Source organism: Pseudomonas sp. SCB32, from assembly GCF_009189165.1.
In the GTDB taxonomy this organism is placed as follows: Bacteria; Pseudomonadota; Gammaproteobacteria; order Pseudomonadales; family Pseudomonadaceae; genus Pseudomonas.
Genome location: NZ_CP045118.1, coordinates 2558271 through 2579863, shown reverse-complemented (window position 1 = coordinate 2579863; position 21593 = coordinate 2558271). Strand labels below are relative to the sequence as shown.

The following is a 21593-nucleotide window of genomic DNA, read 5'->3' as shown; positions in this document are numbered from 1 at the left end:
GGGATAGCGTGTAGGAGCGGACTCTGTCCGCGATGCGGAAAATCGCGGATGAATCCGCTCCTACAAGGTCACGCCGCGGATCAGCGTCGTAGGATGGGTAGAGCGAAGCGAAACCCATGCCGTCACGGCACAGGGGATCGATGGGTTTCGCTACGCTCTACGCCATCCTACAAGCGGGGGTCAGGATCAGGTGCCGTACACCTTTTGGGCCGGCACGGCGCGTTCGATCAGTTCTTTCACCACGCCGCCGATCTCTTCCGGCAGCCAGCGCGCACCCTTGTCGTGCTCAGGGCCACGGCGCCAGCCGTCACCGATGGAGAGCTTGCCGCCTTCCACCTCGAACAGGCGACCGGTGACCTGCTGGGAGTCTGCGGAAACCAGCCAGGCAATCAGCGGGGCGACATTTTCCGGGGCGAAGTGGTCGAAGCCGTCTTCGGGCTTCTTCATCACGTCGGCGAACACCTGCTCGGTCATGCCGGTGCGCGCGGCCGGGGCCAGGGCGTTGGCGGTGACGCCGTAGCGCGCCAGTTCCGCCGCCTGCACCAGGGTCAGGGAGGCGATACCGCCCTTGGCCGCCGAGTAGTTGGACTGGCCGATGGAGCCCTGCAGGCCGGCGCCGGAGCTGGTGTTGATGATGCGCGCCTGCACTTTCACACCAGCCTTGGCCTGGTCGCGCCAGTGGTGCACGGCGTGGCTGGCGATGCAGAAGTGGCCCTTGAGGTGCACCGACATCACCGCATCCCAGTCGGCCTCGGTGAGGCTGGCGAACATGCGGTCGCGGCAGATGCCGGCGTTGTTGACCACGGCGTGCAGGTCACCGAAGGCGTCGATGGCAGCGCGGACGATCTCGCCGGCTTCGGCGTAGCTGGTGATGTCGTGGCTGTCGCCGATGGCCTGGCCACCCTGGTCGCGGATCAGGGCGACCACGCCGGCGACGGCTTCGCGGTTGATGTCGTTGACCACGACCTTGGCGCCTTCGGCGGCCAGGGCCAGGGCATAGGCGCGACCGAGGCCGCCGCCGGCGCCGGTGATGATCACGACGCGGTCTTTGCAGATGGACATGGGTTCTCCAATTCTTTTCGCTTGCGAGAATTTTCAGGGCGTAGCGAGCGACGGCCAGGCAAGGCGGAATGCCGGTCGGGAAGCGGAGTTGGCTGCAGCCAATGAGCATTCACGACTGGCATTCCAACGCCGCATGGCCTAGCGCAGTAGCCCCGTCACAGTCGTTCGATGATGGTGACGTTCGCCTGCCCACCGCCTTCGCACATGGTCTGCAGGCCATAACGGCCGCCAGTGCGCTCCAGCTCGTGGAGCAGCGTGGTCATCAGGCGGGTACCGGTGGCGCCCAGCGGGTGGCCGAGGGCGATGGCGCCGCCGTGGACGTTGGTGCGTTCGTGCGGGTAGCCGGTTTCCTGCAGCCAGGCCATGACCACCGAAGCGAAGGCTTCGTTGATCTCCACCCGGTCGATGTCGTCCAGGCGCATGCCGGCCTTCTTAAGCGCGTACTCGGTGGCCGGGATCGGCGCGGTGAGCATCCACACCGGGTTGTCGGCGCGCACGCTGATGTGGTGGATGCGCGCACGCGGCGTCAGGTTGTAACGCTTCAGGGCGGGCTCGGAGACGATCAGCATGGCACTGGCGGCGTCGCAGGTCTGACTCGATACGCCGGCGGTGACGCGGTCGCAGCCGAACAGAGCTTCCAGCTCGGCCATCTTCTCCAGGCTGGTCTGGCGCGGCGTCTCGTCGTGCTGCACACCCGCCAGCGGGACGATCTCGCGGGCGAAGTGGCCGGCCTCGATGGCGCGCAGCGCGCGGCGGTGCGATTCCAGCGAGTAGGCTTCCAGGGCCTCGCGGCTGAGCTGCCACTTCTCGGCGATCATCTGCGCGGAACGGAACTGGCTCGGCGGCGTGGAACCGTAGCGCTTCACCCAGCCTTCGGAGCCGCTGAAGGGATCGCTGAAGCCCAGCGGTTCGGCGGCGGTCATGGCCGAGGAAATCGGGATCTGCGTCATGGTCTGCACGCCACCGGCGATCACCACGTCCTGGGTGCCACTCATCACCGCCTGGGCGGCGAAGTGCACGGCCTGCTGCGAGGAGCCGCACTGGCGGTCGATGGTGGTGCCGGGCACGCCCTGGTCGAGGCCGGCGGCCAGCCAGGCGGTGCGGGCGATGTCGCCGGCCAGCGGGCCGATGGTGTCGACGCAGCCGAAGATGACGTCGTCGTAGTCCGCATCCGGAATGCCGTTACGCTGCACCAGTTCGCGCAGCACATGGGCGCCGAGGTCGGCGGCGTGGATCTGCGACAGGCCGCCCTTGCGCTTGCCGGTGGGCGTGCGCAGAGCGTCGACTATGTAGGCTTCTGCCATTTCATTCTCCTTGAACAGGCTCTCAAACCGCGAAGGTGTGGCCGGCGCCGGCGCTGACCGCCCCGCCGAACAGCGCCTGGCACAGCCGCGCCTTGTGCAGGCTGCGGTCGCCCCAGACCTTGTCCAGGGCCCAGGCGCGCTTCATATAGAGCTGCAGGTCGACTTCCCAGGTGTAACCCATGGCGCCGTGCACCTGGATGGCGTTCTTCGCCGCCAGCTGGGAGGCCTCGGAGCAGGCCAGGGCCGCCTGGGACACGTGCAGCGCGGCCTGCGGATGACCTTGCGCAAGGGACTGCGCGGCGCGGTACAGCGGCGCCTTGGCGAATTCGATGAGCACCGCGACGTTGGCCATCAGGTGCTTGACCGCCTGGAAGCTGCCGATGGGCTTGCCGAACTGCTTGCGTTCGAAGCTGTAGTCCACCGCCAGGTCCACCATGCGCCGGGCCAGGCCCAGCTGCTGCGCGGCGCAGGCCAGGGCGCCACGCTCGAAGGCGGCGTTCCACAGGGCGCGGGCCGCATCGCCGCTGGCCACGCGGGTGGCGTCGCTCGGCGTCCAGGTCACGCTGTACAGATGGCGCGACGGGTCCAGTGCCGGGTTGCGGGTGAGCTGCACGGCCTCACGCGGTACCGCGTGGATTTCGTCCTGGCTGCCGAGGATCAGCAGGTCGGCGACGTGGGCGTCGGCCACCAGCAGGTTGTCCGGGTGTCCCACCGCCAGGCGCGCTTCGCCGGAGGCGATGCGGCCCAGCCACTCGGTCTTGAGCGCTTCGTGCTCGGCGCCCAGGGCCGCCAGCAGCGGCGCGCCCACCAGTACAGTGTCGAGCAGCGGTTCGGCCAGGGCGGCGTAGCCGCATTCCTGGGCCGGCAGCATCCAGTCTGTTTCGTCCAGGCCCAGGCCGCCGTAATTCTCCGGCAGGTTCAGGGCGGTCAGGCCCAGCTCGGCGAGCTGGGCCCAGAGTTCGTCGCTGCGGCCACTCTGGCTGTCCCACAGCTCGCGCAGGCGCTCCGGGGTCACCTGGTTGGTGAGGAAGGCGCGCACGCTGTCGTGGAAGCTCAGCTGGTCGTCGTTGAAAGTGAAGTCCATGGTCCTGGCTCCTCAGGCGCGCGGCATGCCGAGCATGCGTTCGGCGATGATGTTGCGCTGGATTTCGTTGGTGCCGGCGTAGATCGGGCCGGCCAGGGAGAACAGGAAACCGTCCAGCCAGCGGCCGACCTCGCCCGCCATCGGTGCTTCGGGCAGCAGTTCGGCGCGGGCGCCGAGGATGCTCAGGGCGGTGTCGTGCATGCGCTGGTCCAGCTCCGACCAGAAGATCTTGTTGGTCGAGGATTCCGGGCCGATGCGGCCGCCCTGCTGCAGGCGCGAGGCGGTCATGTAGGTGCTCAGGGTGTAGGCCTCGGCGTCCAGCCAGGCGCGCATCACCGCTTCGCCGATGGCCGGGTCGCGGTCGGCCGCTTCGCGGTTCTCCAGGTACAGCTGCAGCAGGCGCCGCGCGGTTTCCTGGAAGCGCGCCGGGGAACGCAGCATCAGCCCGCGCTCGAAGCCGGCGGTGGACATCGCCACGTGCCAGCCCTGCCCTTCGCCACCCAGTACGTTCTCCACCGGGACCTTGACGTCGTCGAAGAAGATTTCGGCGAAGCCCGGCAGGCCGTCGAGCTGGGCGATCGGGCGCACGGTGATGCCCGGCGAATCCAGCGGCACCAGGATGAAGGTCAGGCCGTGGTGGCGGCTGGAGGCCGGGTCGGTGCGGAACATGCCGAACAGCCAGTCGGCCCACACCGCGCGGGTCGACCAGGTCTTCTGGCCGTTGATCACGTAGTGGTCGCCGACACGCTCGGCGCGCGAGCGGATGGCCGCCATGTCGGAGCCTGCGCCCGGCTCGGACCAGCCCTGGGCCCAGACGTCCTGGCCACGCGCCATGCGCGGCAGGAAGCGCGCCTTCTGCTCCTCGGTGCCGAACTCCATGAGGGTCGGGCCGAGCAGGAAGATGCCGTTCTGGTTGACCCGGCCGGGGGCGCCGGCACGGTAGTACTCTTCTTCGAAGATCAGCCACTGGATCAGGTCGCAGCCACGGCCGCCATAGGCTTCCGGCCAGGTCACCATGCCCCAGTGGCCGTCATGCAGGCGCGCTTCCCACTCGCGGTGCAGACGGAAACCCTCTTCGGTGTCGTACGAGGGCAAGGGGTTCTTCGGCACGTTGGCCGCCAGCCAGGCGCGGACTTCCTCGCGGAAGGCCTGTTGCTCTTTGTTGTAGTTAAGGTCCATGGGCTGTGCCTGTGGTTGATCAGTTGAATTGCGCGTCGCGCTTCTCGACGAAGGAGTCGCGTGCTTCCTGGGAATCCAGCGAGCGGTATGCTTCAAGGGTGAAGCCCTGCTCCCAGCGGTATTTGTCTTCGAGGTTGCCGTCCTCGATGCCGGTCAGCGCTTCCTTGGCCAGGGCGATCATCGCGGGGCTCTTGGCGGCGATCTTGCGCGCCACGTCCAGGGCCGCGTCACGCAGCTTGTCGCGCGGCACCACGCGCTCCACCGCGCCCAGGCGGTAGGCCTCGTAGGCGTCGATCGGCTCACCGGTGAAGTACATGTGGCGCACCTTCTGCACCGGGAACAGGCGCTGCAGGTGTGCACCGCCGCCCATGGCGCCACGGTCCACCTCGGGCACGCCGAAGGTCGCGCACTCGCTGGCGACGACGATGTCCGCCGCGCCGCACAGGCCGATGCCGCCACCGAGGACGAAGCCATGCACGGCGGCAATCACCGGCTTGGGATTGCGGTGCACCGCCTTGAAGCTGTCGTAGTTGCCCTTGTTCACCGCGACGATCAGGTTGCCGTCGGCGGCCAGTTCCTTGATGTCGACGCCGGCGCAGAAGCCCCGGCCCTCGGCGCGGATGATGATGACCCGCACCGCGTCATCGCGGCCCAGGCGTTCCAGTTCGGCGGCGATGGCCGCCCAGCCGGCGCAGTTGAAGGCGTTCACCGGCGGGCGGTCGAACACCATCTCGGCGATGTGCTCGTTGATCTCAACGCGAAACGGCTGCATGGAGGCTCTCCTGGGTCTGTTGCGGTTCTACCCGGCGGGCCAGCTCGGTGAGCCGGGCCTCGGCCTGGGTGACGATGTTCTGGATGATCTCGGCGCACGGGGAACGGCTGCCCAGCAGCGCGGCGACCTGACCGGCCGGCAGCACGCCGTCTTCGGGCTGGCCGTCGACCATGGCCTTCTGGATCACCATGGGTGCGTTGGCAGCCAGCAGCGCCTGGGAAAGGGTCAGCTCGCCACGGTTGCGCAGGGCCTGGAGCATCTGCCCGATGCTGATGCCGGAGTGGCGGCGGTAGGCCAGCGCGCACTGCACGGCGAGGCCCAGGCGACGCCAGGGGCCGGCGGCCTCCAGGGCGTCGAGCAGTTCGTTGCGGATCATTCGCTGTGGCAGGCCGTCGAGCGCGCGACTGACGATCACCTTCGCCGGGTCCTTCACGCCCAGGTAGCGCGCCAGGGTGGCGTCCGGCACCGGACTTTCCTGGCTCATCAAAAAGCGCGTGCCCATGGCCACGCCTTCGGCGCCCAGGACCAGCGCGGCCACCAGACCGGCGCCGTCATGGAAGCCACCGGCGGCGACAACCGGCACCTGCACCGCGTCGCGCACCTGCGCCAGCAGCAGCGAGGTGGGCACCGAGCCGGTGTGACCGCCGCCCTCGCCGCCCTGCACGGTGACGATATCGGCGCCCATCTCCACGGCCTTCTGCGCGTGCTTGAGCGCGCCGACGGTGGGCATGCAGATCACCCCGGCCTCTTTCAGCCGGGCGACCATCTGCTTGCCCGGCGAGCGGCTGTAGCTCACCGCCTTCACACCATGGCGCAGCACCAGCTCGACGATCTCGGCGGCGTTGGGCTGGTACATGTGGAAGTTGACGCCGAACGGTGCCGAGGTCAGCGACTTGGTTTCGAGGATCGCCGCTTCCATCAGGTGCGGCTCTATGGTGGCGCCGGCGAGGAAGCCGAACGCGCCGGCATTGCCGGTGGCGGCCACCAGGCGCGGATCGGCCACCCAGCCCATGGCGGTCTGGATGATCGGGTAGCGGCAGCCGAGCAACTGGGTAACGCGGGTGCTCAGGTCCAGGCTCATCGGCCGCCCTCCGCCGGCTCGCGCTGCGAGCTGGCCATGGCGCGGGCGTCGTAGCCGCCCAGGCGGTCGCCGCTGACCAGTTCGTTGTGGGCGTGGGCGAAGTGGTGCAGGCCGAACACCATGTCCATGGTGGCGCGCTTGCCCATCAGGTCCTCGGCGTTGTTCACCGCCTGCTTGGCCAGCTGCAGGCCCAGGCGCGGCATTTCGGCCACGCGGCGGGCCATGTCCAGGGTCACGTCCAGCAGCACGTCGCGCGGCACCACCTTGTTGACCATGCCCAGTTGCCAGGCGCGCTCGGCACCCAGGCGTTCGCCGAGGAAGAGGAACTCCTTGGCGATGCGCGGGCTGAGTTCATGCACGTGGGCGAAGTACTCGACGCCGGGGATGCCCATGCGCACCACCGGGTCGCGGAAGTAGGCATCGTCGCTGGCGACGATCAGGTCACAGACCCAGGCCAGCATCAGCCCGCCGGCGATGCAGGCGCCCTGCACCATGGCCACGGTCGGCTTGGGCATTTCGCGCCAGCGCCGGCACATGCCCAGGTAGACCTCCTGCTCGCGGGCATAGAGGAATTCGCCGCCCGGCTTGTTCACGTGGTCGTACCACAGGCTCGCGCGGTCGAAGCTTTCGTTCACGTCGCGGCCCGGCGTGCCGATGTCGTGTCCGGCGGAGAAGTGCTTGCCCTCGCCGCGCAGGACGATGACCTTGACCGAATCGTCGTCGCAGGCGCGGCGGAAGGCCGCGTCCAGCGCGTAGGTCATCTTCGAGTTCTGCGCGTTGTGGTACTCGGGACGGTTCATGGTGACCAGGGCCACCGGGCCCTGCACCTCGTAGAGAACGACCTCTTCGACTTCGCTCATGACTAGGCTTCCTTGGCGCTGCGCAGCGCCGGCGGGTTGTCCTTGAGCTGGCGGCCACGCAGGTTGTGCGGGTCGAGGCGCTGCAGGATTGCCAGTTGCTCGGCCGACGGCATGGCGGTGGTCGGGATCTGCGCCGGCAGGGCCAGGTCGAAGCTGGTGTTGTCCAGCACCTGCGCCAGTTCCACGCCCGGATGCAGCGAGCGAACGCGCATCTGGTGCTGCGGGCCGCCGAAGTCGAGCACGCAGAGGTCGGTGACGATCAGGCGGATATCGATGTCGTCCAGCGACCAGCCACGGGCCAGGCGCGCGGGGTTGTAGCCGACCGAGGCGACCATGTCGACTTCGCCTTCGACGAATACCCGGCGGCTGTGCGACGGCACGAAGAAGGAGTTGGCGTGGCTGATGGAGTTACCCGGGAAGCCGCGCACGCCGAGCATTTGCGCCTTGGGCTTGGCGTAGTCGCCGATGCAGGAGATGTTGGCCTGGCCGAAGCGGTCGATCTGGGTCGGGCCGACCAGCGCGTGGCGGCGACCGCCCCAGACGTTGTCGAAGATGCGCGAGAAGCCCATCCAGCTGTCGAACTTCGGCACGTAGCCGTTGCGGGCGCCCAGCGGCACCGGCTCGGCGACCATGAAGGCCTCCGAATCGGTCATCAGCAGGTCCGGATTGCTGGTCAGCATGGCCAGGGAAGCGGCCAGGCGCGGAACCACGCCGATGCCGGTGGCGAGCACTTCGCCGTCGTCACGCCAGCATTCGCTGGCGGCGCAGATCAACAGCTCGGCGAGGCTGCAGGAAGCGGTAGCGTCAGTCATGGTCAGAACACCGGCAGGGGCAGCTTGCGGAGGGACTCGATTCCACCGACCTTTTCCAGGTAGGCGGCTTCGCCGTCGCGGATGAATTCGTCGTAGTAGCGCTGCCAGCCGTCCTCTTCCTGGACGGAAGCGTTGTAGCGCTGGAAGTGCGGCACGTCGAAGCCGTACAGCGGTGCGCAGGAGCTGGGGTGGGCGCCACCGGGGACGTGCACCACGCCGTCGGTGAGGTTGCGTTCCCAGAACACCGTGCGGGCCGCCTGCGGGTTGGCGTGGAAGTGCGCGGACTCCACCAGCTCGTCGCAGCAGACGAAGGTCTTCGCCGCGGCACGGACGAACAGGTCGTCCATGTAGTGATCCGGCCCTTCGATCTGGCAGACGCCACGGGCGTCGGCACGGTCGACGTGGACCAGCGCCGCGTCCAGCTTCAGCGCCGGCATGGCGACCCAGTCGCGGCCGTCGGCGTAGGGCGAGGCAACGAGCTTGATCTGCGGGTTGTACTTCAGCACATCGGTGCCCAGGCCCACGGCGGTGGGAATGAACGGCACGTTCATGGCAGCCGCGCGCAGGCCCAGCAGCAGCATGCCCTCGTCGATTTCCATCACGTCCAGCTCACCCGCCTGACGGGCCTTGCGGAAGTAGGGTTCGAGCGGGATGAAGTCCAGCGAGACGAAGGCGAACACCAGCTTCTTGACCTTGCCGGCGGCACACAGCATGCCGACGTCGGCGCCGCCGTAGGCGACGATGGTGAGGTCCTTGAGGTCCGAGCGAACGATTTCGCGGATCAGGGCCATGGGTTTGCGGCGCGGACCCCAACCACCGATACCGATGGTCATGCCGTCGCGCAGCTGGGCGACCATTTCGGCCGCCGTCATGCGTTTGTCCATGTTGCGCTCCTTACTGGCGGCCGACGCTGAAGTCGTGGCCCCAATGGCTGACCACGGTGCTTTCGAAAGGCGTGTGCGCCTCCCAGTCCACTTCCAGGCCGCCGTGGCCGTATTCGATGTCAAAGCCGCCGGGGCTCTGCATGTAGAACGAGACCATGTGGTCGTTGGTGTGCTTGCCGAGGGTCGCCGAGAGCTTCACGCCGTTGGCGTGCATGCGGTCCAGGGCGCGGCCCACGTCGTCGAGGGAGGCGGTCTCCAGCATCATGTGCACGCAGCCGCTGGGGATCGGGCACTCGAAGATCGCCAGGGAATGGTGGCGGGCGTTGTTGCAGTGCATGAAGTGGATGCGCTTCTCCGGCTCCTGCGGATCGGGGGTGAAACGCACCTTCATCAGGTCGGAGAGACCGAAGCCCAGCACCTGCTCGTAGAAATCGCGGCAGCGCTCGAAGGCCGGCGCCGGCAGTACCACGTGGCCCATGCCCATGGCGCCGGTGACGAAACCGCTGACACCCGCCGGGGATACGAACGGGCGGAAGTCCTGGCACGGGCCCCAGAACAGCTCGTGACGGTTGCCGTCCGGATCGCGGAACTGCGCCAGCTCCTGGACCTTGCGCACCGCGCAGTCGGCGGCGCTGCCACGGACAACCTCGACGTCGGCCTGGGCCAGCTCGGCGATGGCCTGCTCGAAGGCGGCCTTGCCGGCCACTTCCCAGCCGCTGGCACCGTAGCCGTCGCGCTCGTCCTGCAGCACCAGCACGCGGTAGTGACGCTCGTCCATCTTCAGGTACAGCGCGCCTTCGGGCGCGGCGTCGTCCACCATCATGCCCAGCACCTGGCTGGCGTAGCTGCGCCAGCGCGAAAGATCGCTGGCCAGGACGGTCACGTAGCCCAGTCCTCGGATATCCATGGGTGCTCTCCTCATCGTTATTGCCGCTCCGCCTGGCGGATTGGCCGGTGATGAGGATTCAAACAGCGCAGGCGTGCCCGAACATCGTCCAATGGGACTAGCGCCAAAGGGGCATGGCGCGGGCGATTCAGGGCCGCCGGGGGTTATCCGGGAGGTGCGTCACGCTCTAGGCCGAACGGACGATTTATCGACAGCCTCCGCCACCGATACTCCGCCCACGACAATAAAGGACGGGCACGGCACACATGACCCCTTCCACCCCCGACAGCCAGGCACTCTGCGCCAGCGCCGGCATCGACGCCGCCGCCCTGGGCGAACTGCTCGAGCTGGTCTACCGCGGCCCGCAGGAAACCACACCCTGGGCGAGCCTGCTGGAGCACCTGCGCCAGCGCTTTGGTGCCAGCTACTTCACCCTGGTGCTGCGCAACCCCGCGCAGCAAAGGCCGGGGCTGATCGTCAACGCCTCGGTACACGGCCCGCACCTGCCCGGCGAGCCGTCGTACAGCGAGCACTACTACGCCATCTGCCCCTTCCTCGACTGGCCCGTCGGTCAGGTCGCCAGCGCCGACCAGGTGATCGGCACCGAGGCCTGGCTGGAGCACGACTTCTACCGGCAATACCTGGCGCCGCTGGACCTGCGCTACGTACTGGTCGCCCACATGCGCACGCCGGGCGGCATGCACTGTGCCTTGTTCGCCTGCCGGGGGCCGGATGGCGAGGACTTCAACGATGCGGAACAGGCCCTGGTGCGCCTGCTGCTGCCGCACCTGCAACAGGCCGTGGACCTGCATTCCACGGTCGACCAGCTGGAATCCGAGCGGCGCCTCTACGCCCTGACCATCGACCGCCTGCTGGTGGGCACCGCGATCCTCGACACCCAGGGCCGGCTGATGCGCAGCAACGACGCCGCGCAGCGCCTGCTCGACAGCCGCGACGGCCTGGAATGCCGGCAGGAGCGCCTGCACGCCTTCGGCCGCCAGGACAACCGCAACCTGCAGAACGCCATCCAGACGCTGCTGCAAAGGCGGGAAAACGGCGACGGTGTGGAAGTCCTGGCGCTGTCGCGCCCCAGCGGCGGGATGCCGTTGAACCTGCTGCTGCGCCCCCTGGCGCTGAACCACGAAAGTCACGGCGAGGCCCGCCAGCCGGCGCTGGTGGTATTCATCCGCAATCCGGCCGACTCGCCCCGGGCCTCGCGCACCCTGCTGCGCAGCCTGTTTCAGCTGACCCGCACGGAAACCGAGGTGGCGATGCAGATGATGGACGGCCTGACCCTGGACGAAACCGCTGACGCCCTGGGCGTGTCGCGTAACACCGTGCGCGCGCACTTGCGCGGTGTGTTCGCCAAGACCGGCGTGACGCGCCAGGCGGAGCTGGTGAAGACGCTGCTCAATAGCGTGGCGTCGTTGGCGTAAAGGCTGGATCAATCCGTAGGAGCGGACTTCGTCTGCGATCTGCATCGTGCCGTGCGATTCGCGAGGTGCGCTTTCCTGTCTGCACAAATTTCGCCGCGATGGATTTCGCGGACAGAGTCCGCTCCTACGAGGAGGGTACGACGCTCAGACCGGCAACCCCTCCGGCACATTGAAGGCGTAGCTCTTCTCCTCGCTGCGCCGTTCGATACGCCAACCGTCAGCAGTCCGCCGGTAGCGGTCGTGATACCAGAGCCCGAGGAAGAAGGTCTGCCGCGTACCATCAGCCAAGTCCACCTGCATCGGGTTGAAACAGAGGATGCGGCCGCTGGCCTGGTCACCATCCAGCTGAATAGAGAAGTTGGAAATCATGTGCTGGTAAGCCGGAAAGTTACTCAGCGCCTCGCGCAGCCAGTCTTTCACCTCCGGATAACGCCCATCGATACCACCCATGGCGCGGTAGTCGATGTAGGCATCGGCGCTGAACACCCGGTCCAGCGCGTCGAAGTCGCGGCTGTCGATGGCCGTGGAATAGTCGACCGCCAGTTGCTGGATTTCCAGCCGATCCGAGATTTCCTGCAGGGACAGCATGTCATCCTCCTCAGTAGTCGATGAGACGTAGGATGGGTAGAGCGAAGCGAAACCCATGCTGTCGCGGTGCACGGGATTGATGGGTTTCGCTTCGCTCTACGCCATCCTACGGGCGAGTCTCCGAGCCCAGGGGTTATGGCCTCAGCCGAAGGTCGCGCCAGCCAGCATGCCGCCGTCGACCACGAACTCGGCCCCCGTGCAGTAGCTGGACTCGTCGCTGGCGAGGAACAGCACCAGCCTGGCCACTTCCTCCGGCTGGCCGATACGCGGAATCGGCAAGCCGCTGTAGAAGGCCGACGCATCGATCTCGGCCATCTCCGGCGGGCGCGCCATGGGCGTGTCGATGCCGCCCGGATGCACCGAGTTCACGCGGATGCCATGGCGCCCCAGCTCCAGCGCGGCGGACTTGGTCATGCCGCGCACGGCGAACTTGCTGGCGACGTAGGCGCTGCCACCGGCCACGCCTTCCATGCCCGCCGTCGAGGAGAGGTTGACGATGGAACCGCCACCGGCGCGCTTGAGCGCCGGCAGCACAGCCTTCATGCCCAGCCAGCAGCCCACCTGGTTGACCTCGATGACCTTGCGGTAGCTCTCCAGCGAGCACTCTTCCAGCGGCGCCAGGAGCAGGATGCCGGCGTTGTTGACCAGCACGTCGAGCCGGCCGAAGTGCGCTTCCGCCGCACGTACCGCCGCTTCCCACTGCTCCGCCGAGGTCACGTCCAGATGCTGGTAGAGCGCGGCATCACCCAGCTCGTCGGCCAGGCGAGCACCCTCTTCGTCCAGCAGATCGGCGATCACCACCCGGCCGCCCTGTTCGACGAACAGACGCGCTTCCGCCGCGCCCTGCCCGCGCGCGGCGCCGGTGATCAGGGCTACCTTTCCATCCAGTCGCTTCATGCACTTGCCTCCAGGGTGGCGGCCTGCGCCGCCTGTTGCGGATAGCTGGCCAGCAGGCGGCTGGCCAGTTCGTCCAGTTGATCGTCGTCGAGATGATTGATGCCGGCCGCGCGAGCCCGCCCACCACCGGTGGGGAAGCCACGGCAGAAGGCATCCGCCGCCAGCGCCGCGCCCGCCGGCACGCGCAGGCTGAACAGCCAACCGCCCTCGGCCTTGGCGCTGAGCAGGCCGATGGCCCGCTGCGGCTCGCGGCTCGCCAGCTGGTTGGCCAGCACCCCACTCACCCTCCGCGCCCAGGCCTCGGTGGGCAGGCGGTAGAGCAGCGCGCCCGGCCCCTTGCGCCAGGGGCTCTGGCCCTGGGCGGCCGCCATGTCGGTGGCGTGGGCCGCGCGCAGGGTGGTGAAGCTGGGGCTGTCGCGGATGAATTCCAGCGGGTTTTCGTAAGGCAGCAGCTCGGCCGCCAGCACCTGGGGATCGAAGTGCAGGTCGGCCAGGCTTTCGCCGTAGGCGTTGTAGTTCAGCAACAGGCCCAGTTCCTCCAGTGCCGTCACATCGTCGGCGGCCAGGTCATGCCGCTGCGCCAGGGCGCGCGCCGGGCCGGCCAGGCCGTCGCCGAAGGCCGCCGCTACCGCCCAGCGGTGGAAGCGGCCGTCGAGGTAACGGTCGACCAGGATGCTGGTGCAGACGTCGGCAGCGGTATCGATGAAGGACTCGAAGGCCGCATGCGTCGGCAGCTCGCCGGCGTGGTGGTGGTCGAAGTAGCGCAAGGCGGCACCGGCCTCCAGCAGGCGCCGGGTGTCGGCGTGGTTCTGCGCGTGGGAGATGTCCAGCACTGTCACCCGCTCGCCGGCCCCGGCCTGTACCCGGCGCAGCAGGTCGATGTCGCGCTTCACCCCGCTGACCAGCTTCACGCCCGCGTCCAGCTCCCCGGCCAGGCGCAGCTGTTGCAGGGCACAGAGGCCGTCGGCGTCGCCGTTGAAGGCGCAGTGGTCGATCAGGCTCATGTCCGTTCCTCAGGCCATCAGCTCGCCGCCATTGGCGTCGAGTTGCGCGCCATTGATCGCGCTGGAGTAGTCCGAGGCGAGGAACAGCGCCGCACGGGCACATTCCTCGTCAGTGCGCATGCGCCCGCCGGGAATGCCGGCGCTGAATTCGGCGCGCACCTGCTCCTCGCTGACGCCACGGGCAGCGGCGGTCTGGCGCACCACCGCCTGCACCGGCTCGCCCCACATCCAGCCGCAGGACAGGGCGTTGACCCGCAGGCCGTGCACCGCCTGTTCCGCCGCCAGGTAGCGCACCGAAGCCGCCAGCGCGGCCTTGGACGCCGAGTAGGCGGCGCCGCCCTGGTAGGGCTTGCGCACGCCGAGGGTGTTGATCATGACGATGGCGCCGGCGCGCTGCGCCTGCATGGCCGGCAGTACCGCGCGACTCATGTTCAGCGAGCCGAACAGGTTGACCTCCAGGGCCTCGCGCAGCGGGTCGTTGTCGCCCTCCTCCACGGCCTGGAAACCACCGTGGGAGAAGGCGCTGTTGATCAGCGCGTCGATGCGCCCAAAACGCGCCACCGTAGCCTGGGCGAAATCGTTGCAGGCGGCGGGATCGGTAATGTCGGTGGGCAGGCGCAGCACTTCGCAATCGGGGGCGATGGCGTGGATGCGCTCCTGCGCCTCGATCAGCCGCGCTTCGCTGCGCGCACCGATGGCCAGGGCGCGCGCGCCTTCGCGGGCGGCTTCCAGGGCCAGCTTGATGCCCAGCCCCGGACCGATGCCGGAAATCATCACGACCTTGTCTTTCAGCAGCATGGGGAATCTCTCCTGTGTTTGGCGGCTCAGGCCTGGATATGCCGGCGGCGGTAGTCGGCGTAGTCGCGCTCGAAAGTGGCCTCGTCGAGACCGAACTGTTCGGCGCTGTACTGGTGGGCGGCGCGTTTCTCGCGGCCGTTGTCGGCCAACCAGCGCTGCATGGCGGCGCGGCAGTCCGGCGTCAGCTCGAGGCCGGCGAAGGCGTAGATGCGCTCGACCACGCCGAGCGGGTCGCTCAGGGTGTCCTCGAATCGCACGTCGAGGAAGCGGCCGGCGGGCAGGTCGTCACGCGCCTGCATGGTGTGATGCAGGGCGCGGGCCATGCGCTGGTTCCACTGGCCGCCGACGGCGCGGGCGTCCACCTGCTCGCTGTAGAGCTGCCAGAGGGTATGGATGAAGCTGGCCAGGGACGGGATGGTCTTGCCCGGGTCGCGGTGGGTCAGCACCACCTGGGCACGGGGGAAGACCTCGAACAGCAGTTCCACGGTGTGCAGGTGCTGCGGGCTCTTCAGCAGCCAGCGGCGTCCCGGCGCGATGCCCCGGCGCTGCTGCTGCCACTGCAGGAACTGCAGGGTCTTCTTCAGGTAGCGGTAGACCTGGGCCTGGTCCTGGCGATCGAGCCAGGCGGTGTAGCCCGGCACGTTGACGTAGGAGTCCATGGCGCAGAGGAAGGAATGCTCCATGAGCATGAATTCCTCGTCCGGCTGCTCGGCGTCCAGCGGGTGGATGGTCAGCAGCTGCGGCAGGAACTCGATCATCCCCGCCACTTCCTTGCGCGCCCGCTCGATGCGCTGGCTCGGCTGCTCCACCGCCTCGCCCGGCAGCGGCGCCGGGTAGCGGGTTTCCCACCACTGCGCCTTGCTGAACTGCGGGTCCACCGCCAGGGTGCGCTGCAGCAATGTGGTGCCGGTACGCGGCAGGCCGACGATCACCAGCGGGTCGTCGATGGGCTGCTCGAGGATTTCCGGATGGCGCTTGCAGTAATCCTCCAGTACCAGGCGGTTGCCCAGCTGCGCCAGCAGCTTCTCGCGCAGCAGCGCGCGGCCCTGGGCGGAGAGCTTGGCCTCGTCGCGCAGGGCGACGGCGAGCACGTCCAGCGCCGCGCGGAAGTCGCCCTCGCCGAAGTCATCGAGGCCGCCAGCGCGGGCGCTGGCTTCGGCCAGCAGGGCTTTAGCGGAGAAATCGTCCATCACAGCAGATCCTTGAGTTCAGCGAGCTTGAGCACGCGGGTGGTCGGGTGCACCGGCTGCTTCGCGCCAACCCAGCGCAGACAGAGGGTGCCGTTGGGATGGCCGGCGGTTTCCAGCCAGTTGGGCAGGCCCGGATCGCGGGCGCTGAGGACCATGCGTACGCCACCCTTCCCGTCCAGCTGCGCCGAATGCTTGTTCAGGCAGATGCGGTGGTAGCGGTAGTCCAGCGATTCCATCCAGTAGTTGTTGATCTGCAGGTTCCAGAAGTCGCACTCCGGTACCTGCTCCACGTCGATCACCAGCGCCTCGTCGTCGGCCAGTGCCCAGTAGGAGTGGTAGTAGAGGATGTTCGGGTCGCCGCCGACCGACTGGCACAGCGCCTGGTCCGCCAGCGGCAGCTGGTTGGCGTGGGTCTGGTAGCCCTGGGCCCAGTCGGCGAACAACCGCGCGGTGCCTTCGACGAACGAGGCGGCGCGGGTCAGCCCCTGCTGCAGGCGCTGCGGGCTCAGCGGCTCCGGTGCCTGGGCGCCGTCCAGCCGCTCGATGCGCAGTTGCGCCGGTTGCTCGGCGCCGCGGTCGAGGAAGGTCTGGCGTACCACCAGCGCGTTGCTCGTAGCCTCCATCGGCAGCCAGTTGCCGCTGGCAGGACGATGCTGGCTGAGGATGATCTCGAAGTTGCCGTCGGCATCGATCTCCAGCTGGCTGGCGTCGATGAAACCGGTCTGGATCATCTTGCCGTCGGTCTCGTAGCCGCCCTTCTGGGTGCCGAAGCTGAGGTAGAACACGCTGCCCCGGCTGCCGCTGACGCGGTACTGGTGCTCACCGTTGAGGCGGGCGTAGCGGTACAGGTTGTCCGGGTTGTCGGCGCCGATCTTCGCCGTCTCGTGGGAGGGCGTGATGAAGCCGGGGAAGTCCGGGTCGGCGAACTCCAGGTGCATTTCCAGGGCGATGCGCAGCAGGCGGGTCAGGTAGCGGAAGCCTTCGGCGCGGGTCTGCCCGTCGGCGGGCGCCTCGGCGCGGAGTATCTGTTCGCCGCTGCGGCGCAGTTGTTCGCAGAAGAGGTTCCAGCTTTCGCCGCTGATGACCTCTTGTTCGATCCTGTCGGTGGGCATTTCGGTCTCCTCCAGTGGGCCTGTACAGACCTTAGGGAGGAGCCGGTTACGGATTCTTCGTCCGAGCGGACGAGGAGCGCGAAGACGCTTGCGCCGAGTATCGACTCTGACGCGTCGCGCGGTGCGATGCGTACGTCTGGAGGAAGACTCCCATGAGCACAGAGAAGAACCTGGTGCGCTCGCTGAGCGTGGAGATCGCGGCGCCCGCCGAACTGGTCTGGTCGATCCTGGTCGACCTGCCGAGCTACCCGCAGTGGAACCCCTACACCGTCAAGGTGGAATCGAGCCTGCGTCTGGGCGAGCCGGTCAACCTGTTCCTGCCCGACCCGACTCGCCCCGGCGAGCTGCTGCACGTGGTCGAGCACCTGGCCGACTTCGAGCCACACCGCCTGCTCGCCTGGGAAATGATCGCCAGCGCCGACAACCCGGACGCCGCGCGCCGCGAACAGATCATCGAACCGACCGGCCCGCGCAGCTGTCGTTACCAGACCACCGACCAATTCCTCGGCCCTACCGCCGATCAGGTCATGGCCAACCACGGTCCCTGGGTCAAGCAGGGCTTCGACGCCGTGGCCCTGGCGCTCAAGGCCCACGCCGAGGCATTGCACGGGACGTCGGCCTGAGTCGGGTCGTCGCGGTTTTTTCGTCCGCTCGGACGAAGAACCCGCGACGGCGCATTACCTACCGTGATGTCACGCCGACCCCGAGGACGGCAAGACACGAGGAGGTAACTGATGTTGAGTCATCTGCAACGGCTGGAAGCGGAAAGCATCCAGATCATCCGCGAAGTGGTCGCCGAGTGTGAAAACCCGGTGATGCTCTACTCCATCGGCAAGGACAGCGCAGTGATGCTGCACCTGGCGATGAAGGCCTTCGCCCCCGGCAAGCCGCCCTTCCCGCTGCTCCACGTGGACACCACCTGGAAATTCCGCGAGATGATCGACTTCCGCGACCAGACCGCCAAGCGCCTGGGCCTGGAGCTGCTGGTGCACGTCAACCCCGAGGGCGTGGAGCGTGGCATCAACCCCTTCGAGCACGGCTCGGCGCTGCACACCGACATCTGGAAGACCCAGGGCCTGAAGCAGGCGCTGGATCACCACGGCTTCGACGCGGCCTTCGGCGGCGCACGCCGCGACGAGGAGAAATCGCGGGCCAAGGAGCGGGTGTTCTCGATCCGTTCCGAGCAGCACCGCTGGGACCCCAAGCAGCAGCGTCCGGAACTCTGGAGCCTGTACAACACTCGTAAACGCAAGGGCGAAAGCCTGCGGGTCTTCCCGCTGTCGAACTGGACCGAGCTGGACATCTGGCAATACATCTACCTGGAACAGATTCCCATCGTGCCGCTGTATTTCGCCAAGGAGCGCCCGGTCGTGCGCCGTGACGGCACCCTGATCATGGTCGACGACGAGCGCCTGCCGCTGCGCGACGGGGAAACCCCGGAACTGCGCAAGGTGCGCTTCCGCACCCTGGGCTGCTACCCGCTCACCGGTGCCATCGACAGCGACGCCGACGACCTGCCGGCGATCATCCAGGAGATGCTCGTCAGCCGCACCTCCGAACGCCAGGGCCGCCTGATCGACAGCGACTCGGCCGGCTCCATGGAGAAGAAGAAACAAGAGGGCTACTTCTGATGAACGCCATCACCCAATCGGCACGAGACGACCTCGGCGCCTACCTGGCCCAGCAACAGCACAAGCAACTGCTGCGCTTCATCACCTGTGGCAGCGTCGACGACGGCAAGAGCACCCTGATCGGCCGCCTGCTCTACGAATCCAAGGTGCTCTTCGAGGACCAGCTCGGCCAGTTGGAGGCCGACTCGAAGAAGCTCGGCACCCAGGGCGAGGAACTGGACTTCGCCCTGCTGGTGGACGGCCTGGCCGCCGAGCGCGAACAGGGCATCACCATCGACGTGGCCTACCGCTTCTTCGCCACCGACAAGCGCAAGTTCATCGTCGCCGACACCCCCGGCCACGAGCAGTACACCCGCAACATGGTCACCGGCGCCTCCACCGCCGACCTCGCGGTGATCCTGGTCGACGCCCGCCAGGGCCTGCTGGTGCAGACCCGTCGGCACAGCTACCTGGTGTCCCTGCTGGGCATCCGCAAGGTGGTGCTGGCGATCAACAAGCTCGACCTGATGGAGTACTCGCAGGAGGTCTTCGAGCGTATCGAGCGCGACTACCGCGCCTTCGCCGCGCAGATCGGCCTCGACGACATCCAGTGCATCCCGCTCTCGGCGCTGCGCGGCGACAACATGCTCGAAGCCAGCCCGAACACACCCTGGTACCAGGGACCGAGCCTGCTGCAGTACCTGGAAAACGTGCCGCTGGAAGAGTCGCGGCAGAGCCAGGCGGCGTTCCGCCTGCCGGTGCAATGGGTGAACCGGCCGAACCTGGACTTCCGGGGGTTCAGCGGCAATATCGCCGCCGGCGGCATCCGCGTCGGCGAGCGTATCCGCGTGCTGCCTTCGGGCCAGCAGAGCGTGGTCAGCGGCATCCTTGGTACCGCCGGCCAGCAGCAGGAAGCCGTCTGCGGCCAGGCGGTGACCCTGACCCTGGAAGACGAGATCGACATCAGCCGTGGCGACCTGATCACCCTGGCCGACGCCCCGGCGGAAGTGGCCGACCAGTTCGAAGCGACCCTGGTATGGATGGACGAGGACGCCCTGCTGCCCGGCCGCCCCTACCTGATGAAGATCGGCACCCGCACCGTCGGCATGAGCTGCACCAGCCTCAAGCACCGGGTCGACGTGAACAGCCTGGAACACCTGGCCGCGCGCACCCTGGAGCTGAACGAGATCGGCGTGTGCAACCTCAACCTGGACCGCCCGATCGCCTTCGATGCCTATGCCGACAACCGCGACACCGGTGGCTTCATCGTCATCGACCGGCTGAGCAACCGCACCGTCGGCGCCGGCATGCTGCACTTCGCCCTGCGCCGCGCGCAGAACGTGCACTGGCAGGCCATCGACGTGAACCGCGAGGCCCATGCCGCGCTCAAGGGCCAGACGCCACGGGTGCTGTGGTTCACCGGGCTGTCCGGGGCCGGCAAGTCGACCATTGCCAACCTGGTGGAGCGCAAGCTGCACGCCCTCGGCCGGCACACCTACCTGCTCGACGGCGACAACGTGCGCCACGGCCTGAACCGCGACCTGGGCTTCACCGAGGCCGACCGCGTGGAGAACATCCGCCGCGTGGCCGAAGTGGCGAGGCTGATGCTCGATGCCGGGCTGATCACCCTGGTGTCCTTCATCTCGCCGTTCCGCGCCGAACGCGACATGGCGCGCAACCTGGCCGGCGAAGGCAACTTCCTGGAGATCTTCGTCGACACGCCGCTGAGCCTGGCCGAAGAGCGCGATCCCAAGGGGCTGTACCAGAAGGCCCGGCGTGGTGAGCTGAAGAACTTCACCGGCATCGACTCGCCGTACGAGGCGCCGCTGAGCCCGGAGATTCGCGTCGACACCCGCCATGAATCGGCGGAGGTGGCTGCGGAGCGGATCGTGGAGATGTTGTTGAAGGGTTGATTGGAGCGGTAAAGCACCAGGGCCCGCCCCTTCACTGGGGGCGGGCCTTTTTGTATTTCGTAGGGCGCATAAGGCCTCAAGCGTTATCCGAAGTCTTGTTCGGTGTTTCCGCGCCGCTTCGGCGTGTGCTGGGACTTTTTGTTTCGCCCCCTCGGGCGAGTCCCTTTTGTCAAACGTCGGATAGCCGCCCTCACAAAAGGAACCAAAAGGTCTCGTCCCGACATCCGGCCCCGGCTTCGCCGGACTGATTCGCTGCGCTCACCCTTCGGGCCAGCCTTCGGCTGTTACTACGCTGCGCTCCGTTTCCCTCCTTCCGGTATCGCTCCGAGGATCGGCGTACAAGGGCCATCCGTGGCCCTTTAGCGGGGACGCCTAGTCCTCTCGCGGCATCCATGCCGTTCGCCCCTCTGCGCAATACCTCCACTCGGCCTCCTGACGGGACTCTGCGCGCGCTTGAAACTGTGGAGGCTCTTCGTAGGATGGCGTAGAGCGAAGCGAAACCCATCAAGGCGGATAACGCTGCGCGTTATTCGCCCTACACAAGCATCGCGAACGGAGTCAGCTCCTACGTAGGCGCGATGCGTTGGCATTCCCCTGTACGAGAGGAGCCATCCGCTACGGATTTCGCGGACAAGGTCCGCTCCTACGGGAGCGCAGCGTCGCTCTGGCTCTGGCTCTGGCTCTCTAAGACTTCCAGAGAAATATCCGCGCACTCCGAGCGCCCCTTCAGGAGGCCGAGTGGAATCGGAGTTTCAGGGGTTGAGCGGCATGGATGCCGCGAGAGCGCTGTCGGGCCAGGGATGGCCCGTCAGCGCGGGCCCCTGAAACTTCGATGGAAGGAGGGAACCCCGGCGAAGCCGGGGCCGGATGATGGGGCAAAGACCTTTGGTTACTTTCTGTGGGGCGGCCATCCGCAGTTTGAGAAAGTAACTCGCCCGAGGGGGCGAAACCCAATACATCAAAACACGCTAAAGCGGCGCAGGAACACCTAACCCCCGATACGGCGGATAACGCCTTAGGCGTTATCCGCCCTACGTAAAGCAAGAGCATCGCGGACAGAGTCCGCTCCTACAGGAGTCGTGCATCAGGACTCGAGTTGCCGCAATTCGTAGGATGGGTGG

The 21593-nt window shown here is 67.4% G+C and carries 20 protein-coding genes; 4 read left to right on the top strand and 16 right to left on the bottom strand.

Features of this window, described 5'->3' with window-relative positions:
• Positions 1-186 precede the first annotated feature (186 nt).
• The 10 genes from GA645_RS12165 to GA645_RS12120 form a co-directional block, all read right to left on the bottom strand.
• Positions 187-1062, bottom strand: coding sequence for an SDR family oxidoreductase (locus GA645_RS12165; RefSeq protein WP_152223061.1), 876 nt, complete (start codon positions 1060-1062; stop codon positions 187-189).
• Positions 1063-1217: 155 nt separating this feature from the next.
• A complete protein-coding gene (locus GA645_RS12160; RefSeq protein WP_152223059.1) occupies positions 1218-2366 on the bottom strand; it encodes an acetyl-CoA C-acetyltransferase in 1149 nt (382 codons plus the stop codon).
• A gap of 22 nt (positions 2367-2388) precedes the next feature.
• Positions 2389-3450, bottom strand: a complete 1062-nt coding sequence (locus GA645_RS12155) for an acyl-CoA dehydrogenase family protein (RefSeq protein ID WP_152223057.1) — start codon at positions 3448-3450, stop codon at positions 2389-2391.
• A 12-nt stretch (positions 3451-3462) separates the two neighbouring features.
• Positions 3463-4629, bottom strand: a complete 1167-nt coding sequence (locus GA645_RS12150; protein WP_152223055.1) for an acyl-CoA dehydrogenase — start codon at positions 4627-4629, stop codon at positions 3463-3465.
• 19 nt (positions 4630-4648) lie between these two features.
• Positions 4649-5401: an enoyl-CoA hydratase family protein gene (locus tag GA645_RS12145; protein WP_152223053.1), complete on the bottom strand. Its 753-nt coding sequence runs from the start codon at positions 5399-5401 to the stop codon at positions 4649-4651.
• Positions 5382-6482, bottom strand: coding sequence for a nitronate monooxygenase family protein (locus GA645_RS12140; RefSeq protein WP_152223051.1), 1101 nt, complete (start codon positions 6480-6482; stop codon positions 5382-5384). Before GA645_RS12140 ends, GA645_RS12145 begins: the two co-directional genes overlap by 20 nt.
• Complete coding sequence (locus tag GA645_RS12135; protein ID WP_152223049.1) at positions 6479-7342, bottom strand: enoyl-CoA hydratase; 864 nt, start codon at positions 7340-7342, stop codon at positions 6479-6481. Before GA645_RS12135 ends, GA645_RS12140 begins: the two co-directional genes overlap by 4 nt.
• A gap of 2 nt (positions 7343-7344) precedes the next feature.
• Positions 7345-8154 carry a CoA-transferase subunit beta gene (locus GA645_RS12130; RefSeq protein WP_152223047.1) on the bottom strand — a complete coding sequence of 270 codons (810 nt, stop codon included), beginning with the start codon at positions 8152-8154 and terminating at the stop codon, positions 7345-7347.
• Between the two features lie 2 nt (positions 8155-8156).
• Positions 8157-9038 (bottom strand): CoA transferase subunit A, encoded by an 882-nt coding sequence (locus tag GA645_RS12125; protein WP_152223045.1) that lies wholly within the window; start codon positions 9036-9038, stop codon positions 8157-8159.
• 10 nt (positions 9039-9048) lie between these two features.
• Positions 9049-9945, bottom strand: coding sequence for a VOC family protein (locus GA645_RS12120; protein WP_152223043.1), 897 nt, complete (start codon positions 9943-9945; stop codon positions 9049-9051).
• A gap of 245 nt (positions 9946-10190) precedes the next feature.
• Between GA645_RS12120 and GA645_RS12115 the strand changes: the two genes are divergently transcribed.
• On the top strand, positions 10191-11360 hold the full coding sequence (locus GA645_RS12115) for a helix-turn-helix transcriptional regulator (RefSeq protein ID WP_152223041.1): 1170 nt from the start codon (positions 10191-10193) through the stop codon (positions 11358-11360).
• Between the two features lie 144 nt (positions 11361-11504).
• Here the strand turns inward: GA645_RS12115 and GA645_RS12110 are convergent, their stop codons facing one another.
• The 6 genes from GA645_RS12110 to GA645_RS12085 form a co-directional block, all read right to left on the bottom strand.
• Positions 11505-11948, bottom strand: coding sequence for a nuclear transport factor 2 family protein (locus GA645_RS12110; protein ID WP_152223039.1), 444 nt, complete (start codon positions 11946-11948; stop codon positions 11505-11507).
• A 141-nt stretch (positions 11949-12089) separates the two neighbouring features.
• Positions 12090-12845, bottom strand: coding sequence for a glucose 1-dehydrogenase (locus GA645_RS12105; RefSeq protein WP_152223037.1), 756 nt, complete (start codon positions 12843-12845; stop codon positions 12090-12092).
• Positions 12842-13849, bottom strand: coding sequence for an acetyltransferase (locus tag GA645_RS12100; protein WP_152223036.1), 1008 nt, complete (start codon positions 13847-13849; stop codon positions 12842-12844). The genes GA645_RS12105 and GA645_RS12100 overlap by 4 nt, the downstream gene beginning before the upstream one ends.
• Positions 13850-13858: 9 nt before the next feature.
• Positions 13859-14647, bottom strand: coding sequence for an SDR family oxidoreductase (locus GA645_RS12095; protein ID WP_152223034.1), 789 nt, complete (start codon positions 14645-14647; stop codon positions 13859-13861).
• Between the two features lie 26 nt (positions 14648-14673).
• Positions 14674-15837 carry a sulfotransferase gene (locus GA645_RS12090; protein WP_152223032.1) on the bottom strand — a complete coding sequence of 388 codons (1164 nt, stop codon included), beginning with the start codon at positions 15835-15837 and terminating at the stop codon, positions 14674-14676.
• Positions 15837-16949 (bottom strand): DUF1214 domain-containing protein, encoded by a 1113-nt coding sequence (locus GA645_RS12085; protein WP_152223030.1) that lies wholly within the window; start codon positions 16947-16949, stop codon positions 15837-15839. The genes GA645_RS12090 and GA645_RS12085 overlap by 1 nt, the downstream gene beginning before the upstream one ends.
• Positions 16950-17101: 152 nt before the next feature.
• Here GA645_RS12085 and GA645_RS12080 point away from each other — a divergent pair, with 152 nt between their 5' ends.
• From GA645_RS12080 to cysN, 3 genes are all read left to right on the top strand, one after another.
• Positions 17102-17572, top strand: a complete 471-nt coding sequence (locus GA645_RS12080) for an SRPBCC domain-containing protein (RefSeq protein ID WP_152223028.1) — start codon at positions 17102-17104, stop codon at positions 17570-17572.
• Between the two features lie 111 nt (positions 17573-17683).
• Positions 17684-18580 (top strand): sulfate adenylyltransferase subunit CysD, encoded by an 897-nt coding sequence (gene cysD / locus GA645_RS12075; protein WP_152223026.1) that lies wholly within the window; start codon positions 17684-17686, stop codon positions 18578-18580.
• Positions 18580-20472, top strand: a complete 1893-nt coding sequence (gene cysN / locus GA645_RS12070; RefSeq protein ID WP_152223024.1) for a sulfate adenylyltransferase subunit CysN — start codon at positions 18580-18582, stop codon at positions 20470-20472. Before cysD ends, cysN begins: the two co-directional genes overlap by 1 nt.
• Positions 20473-21593 lie beyond the last annotated feature (1121 nt).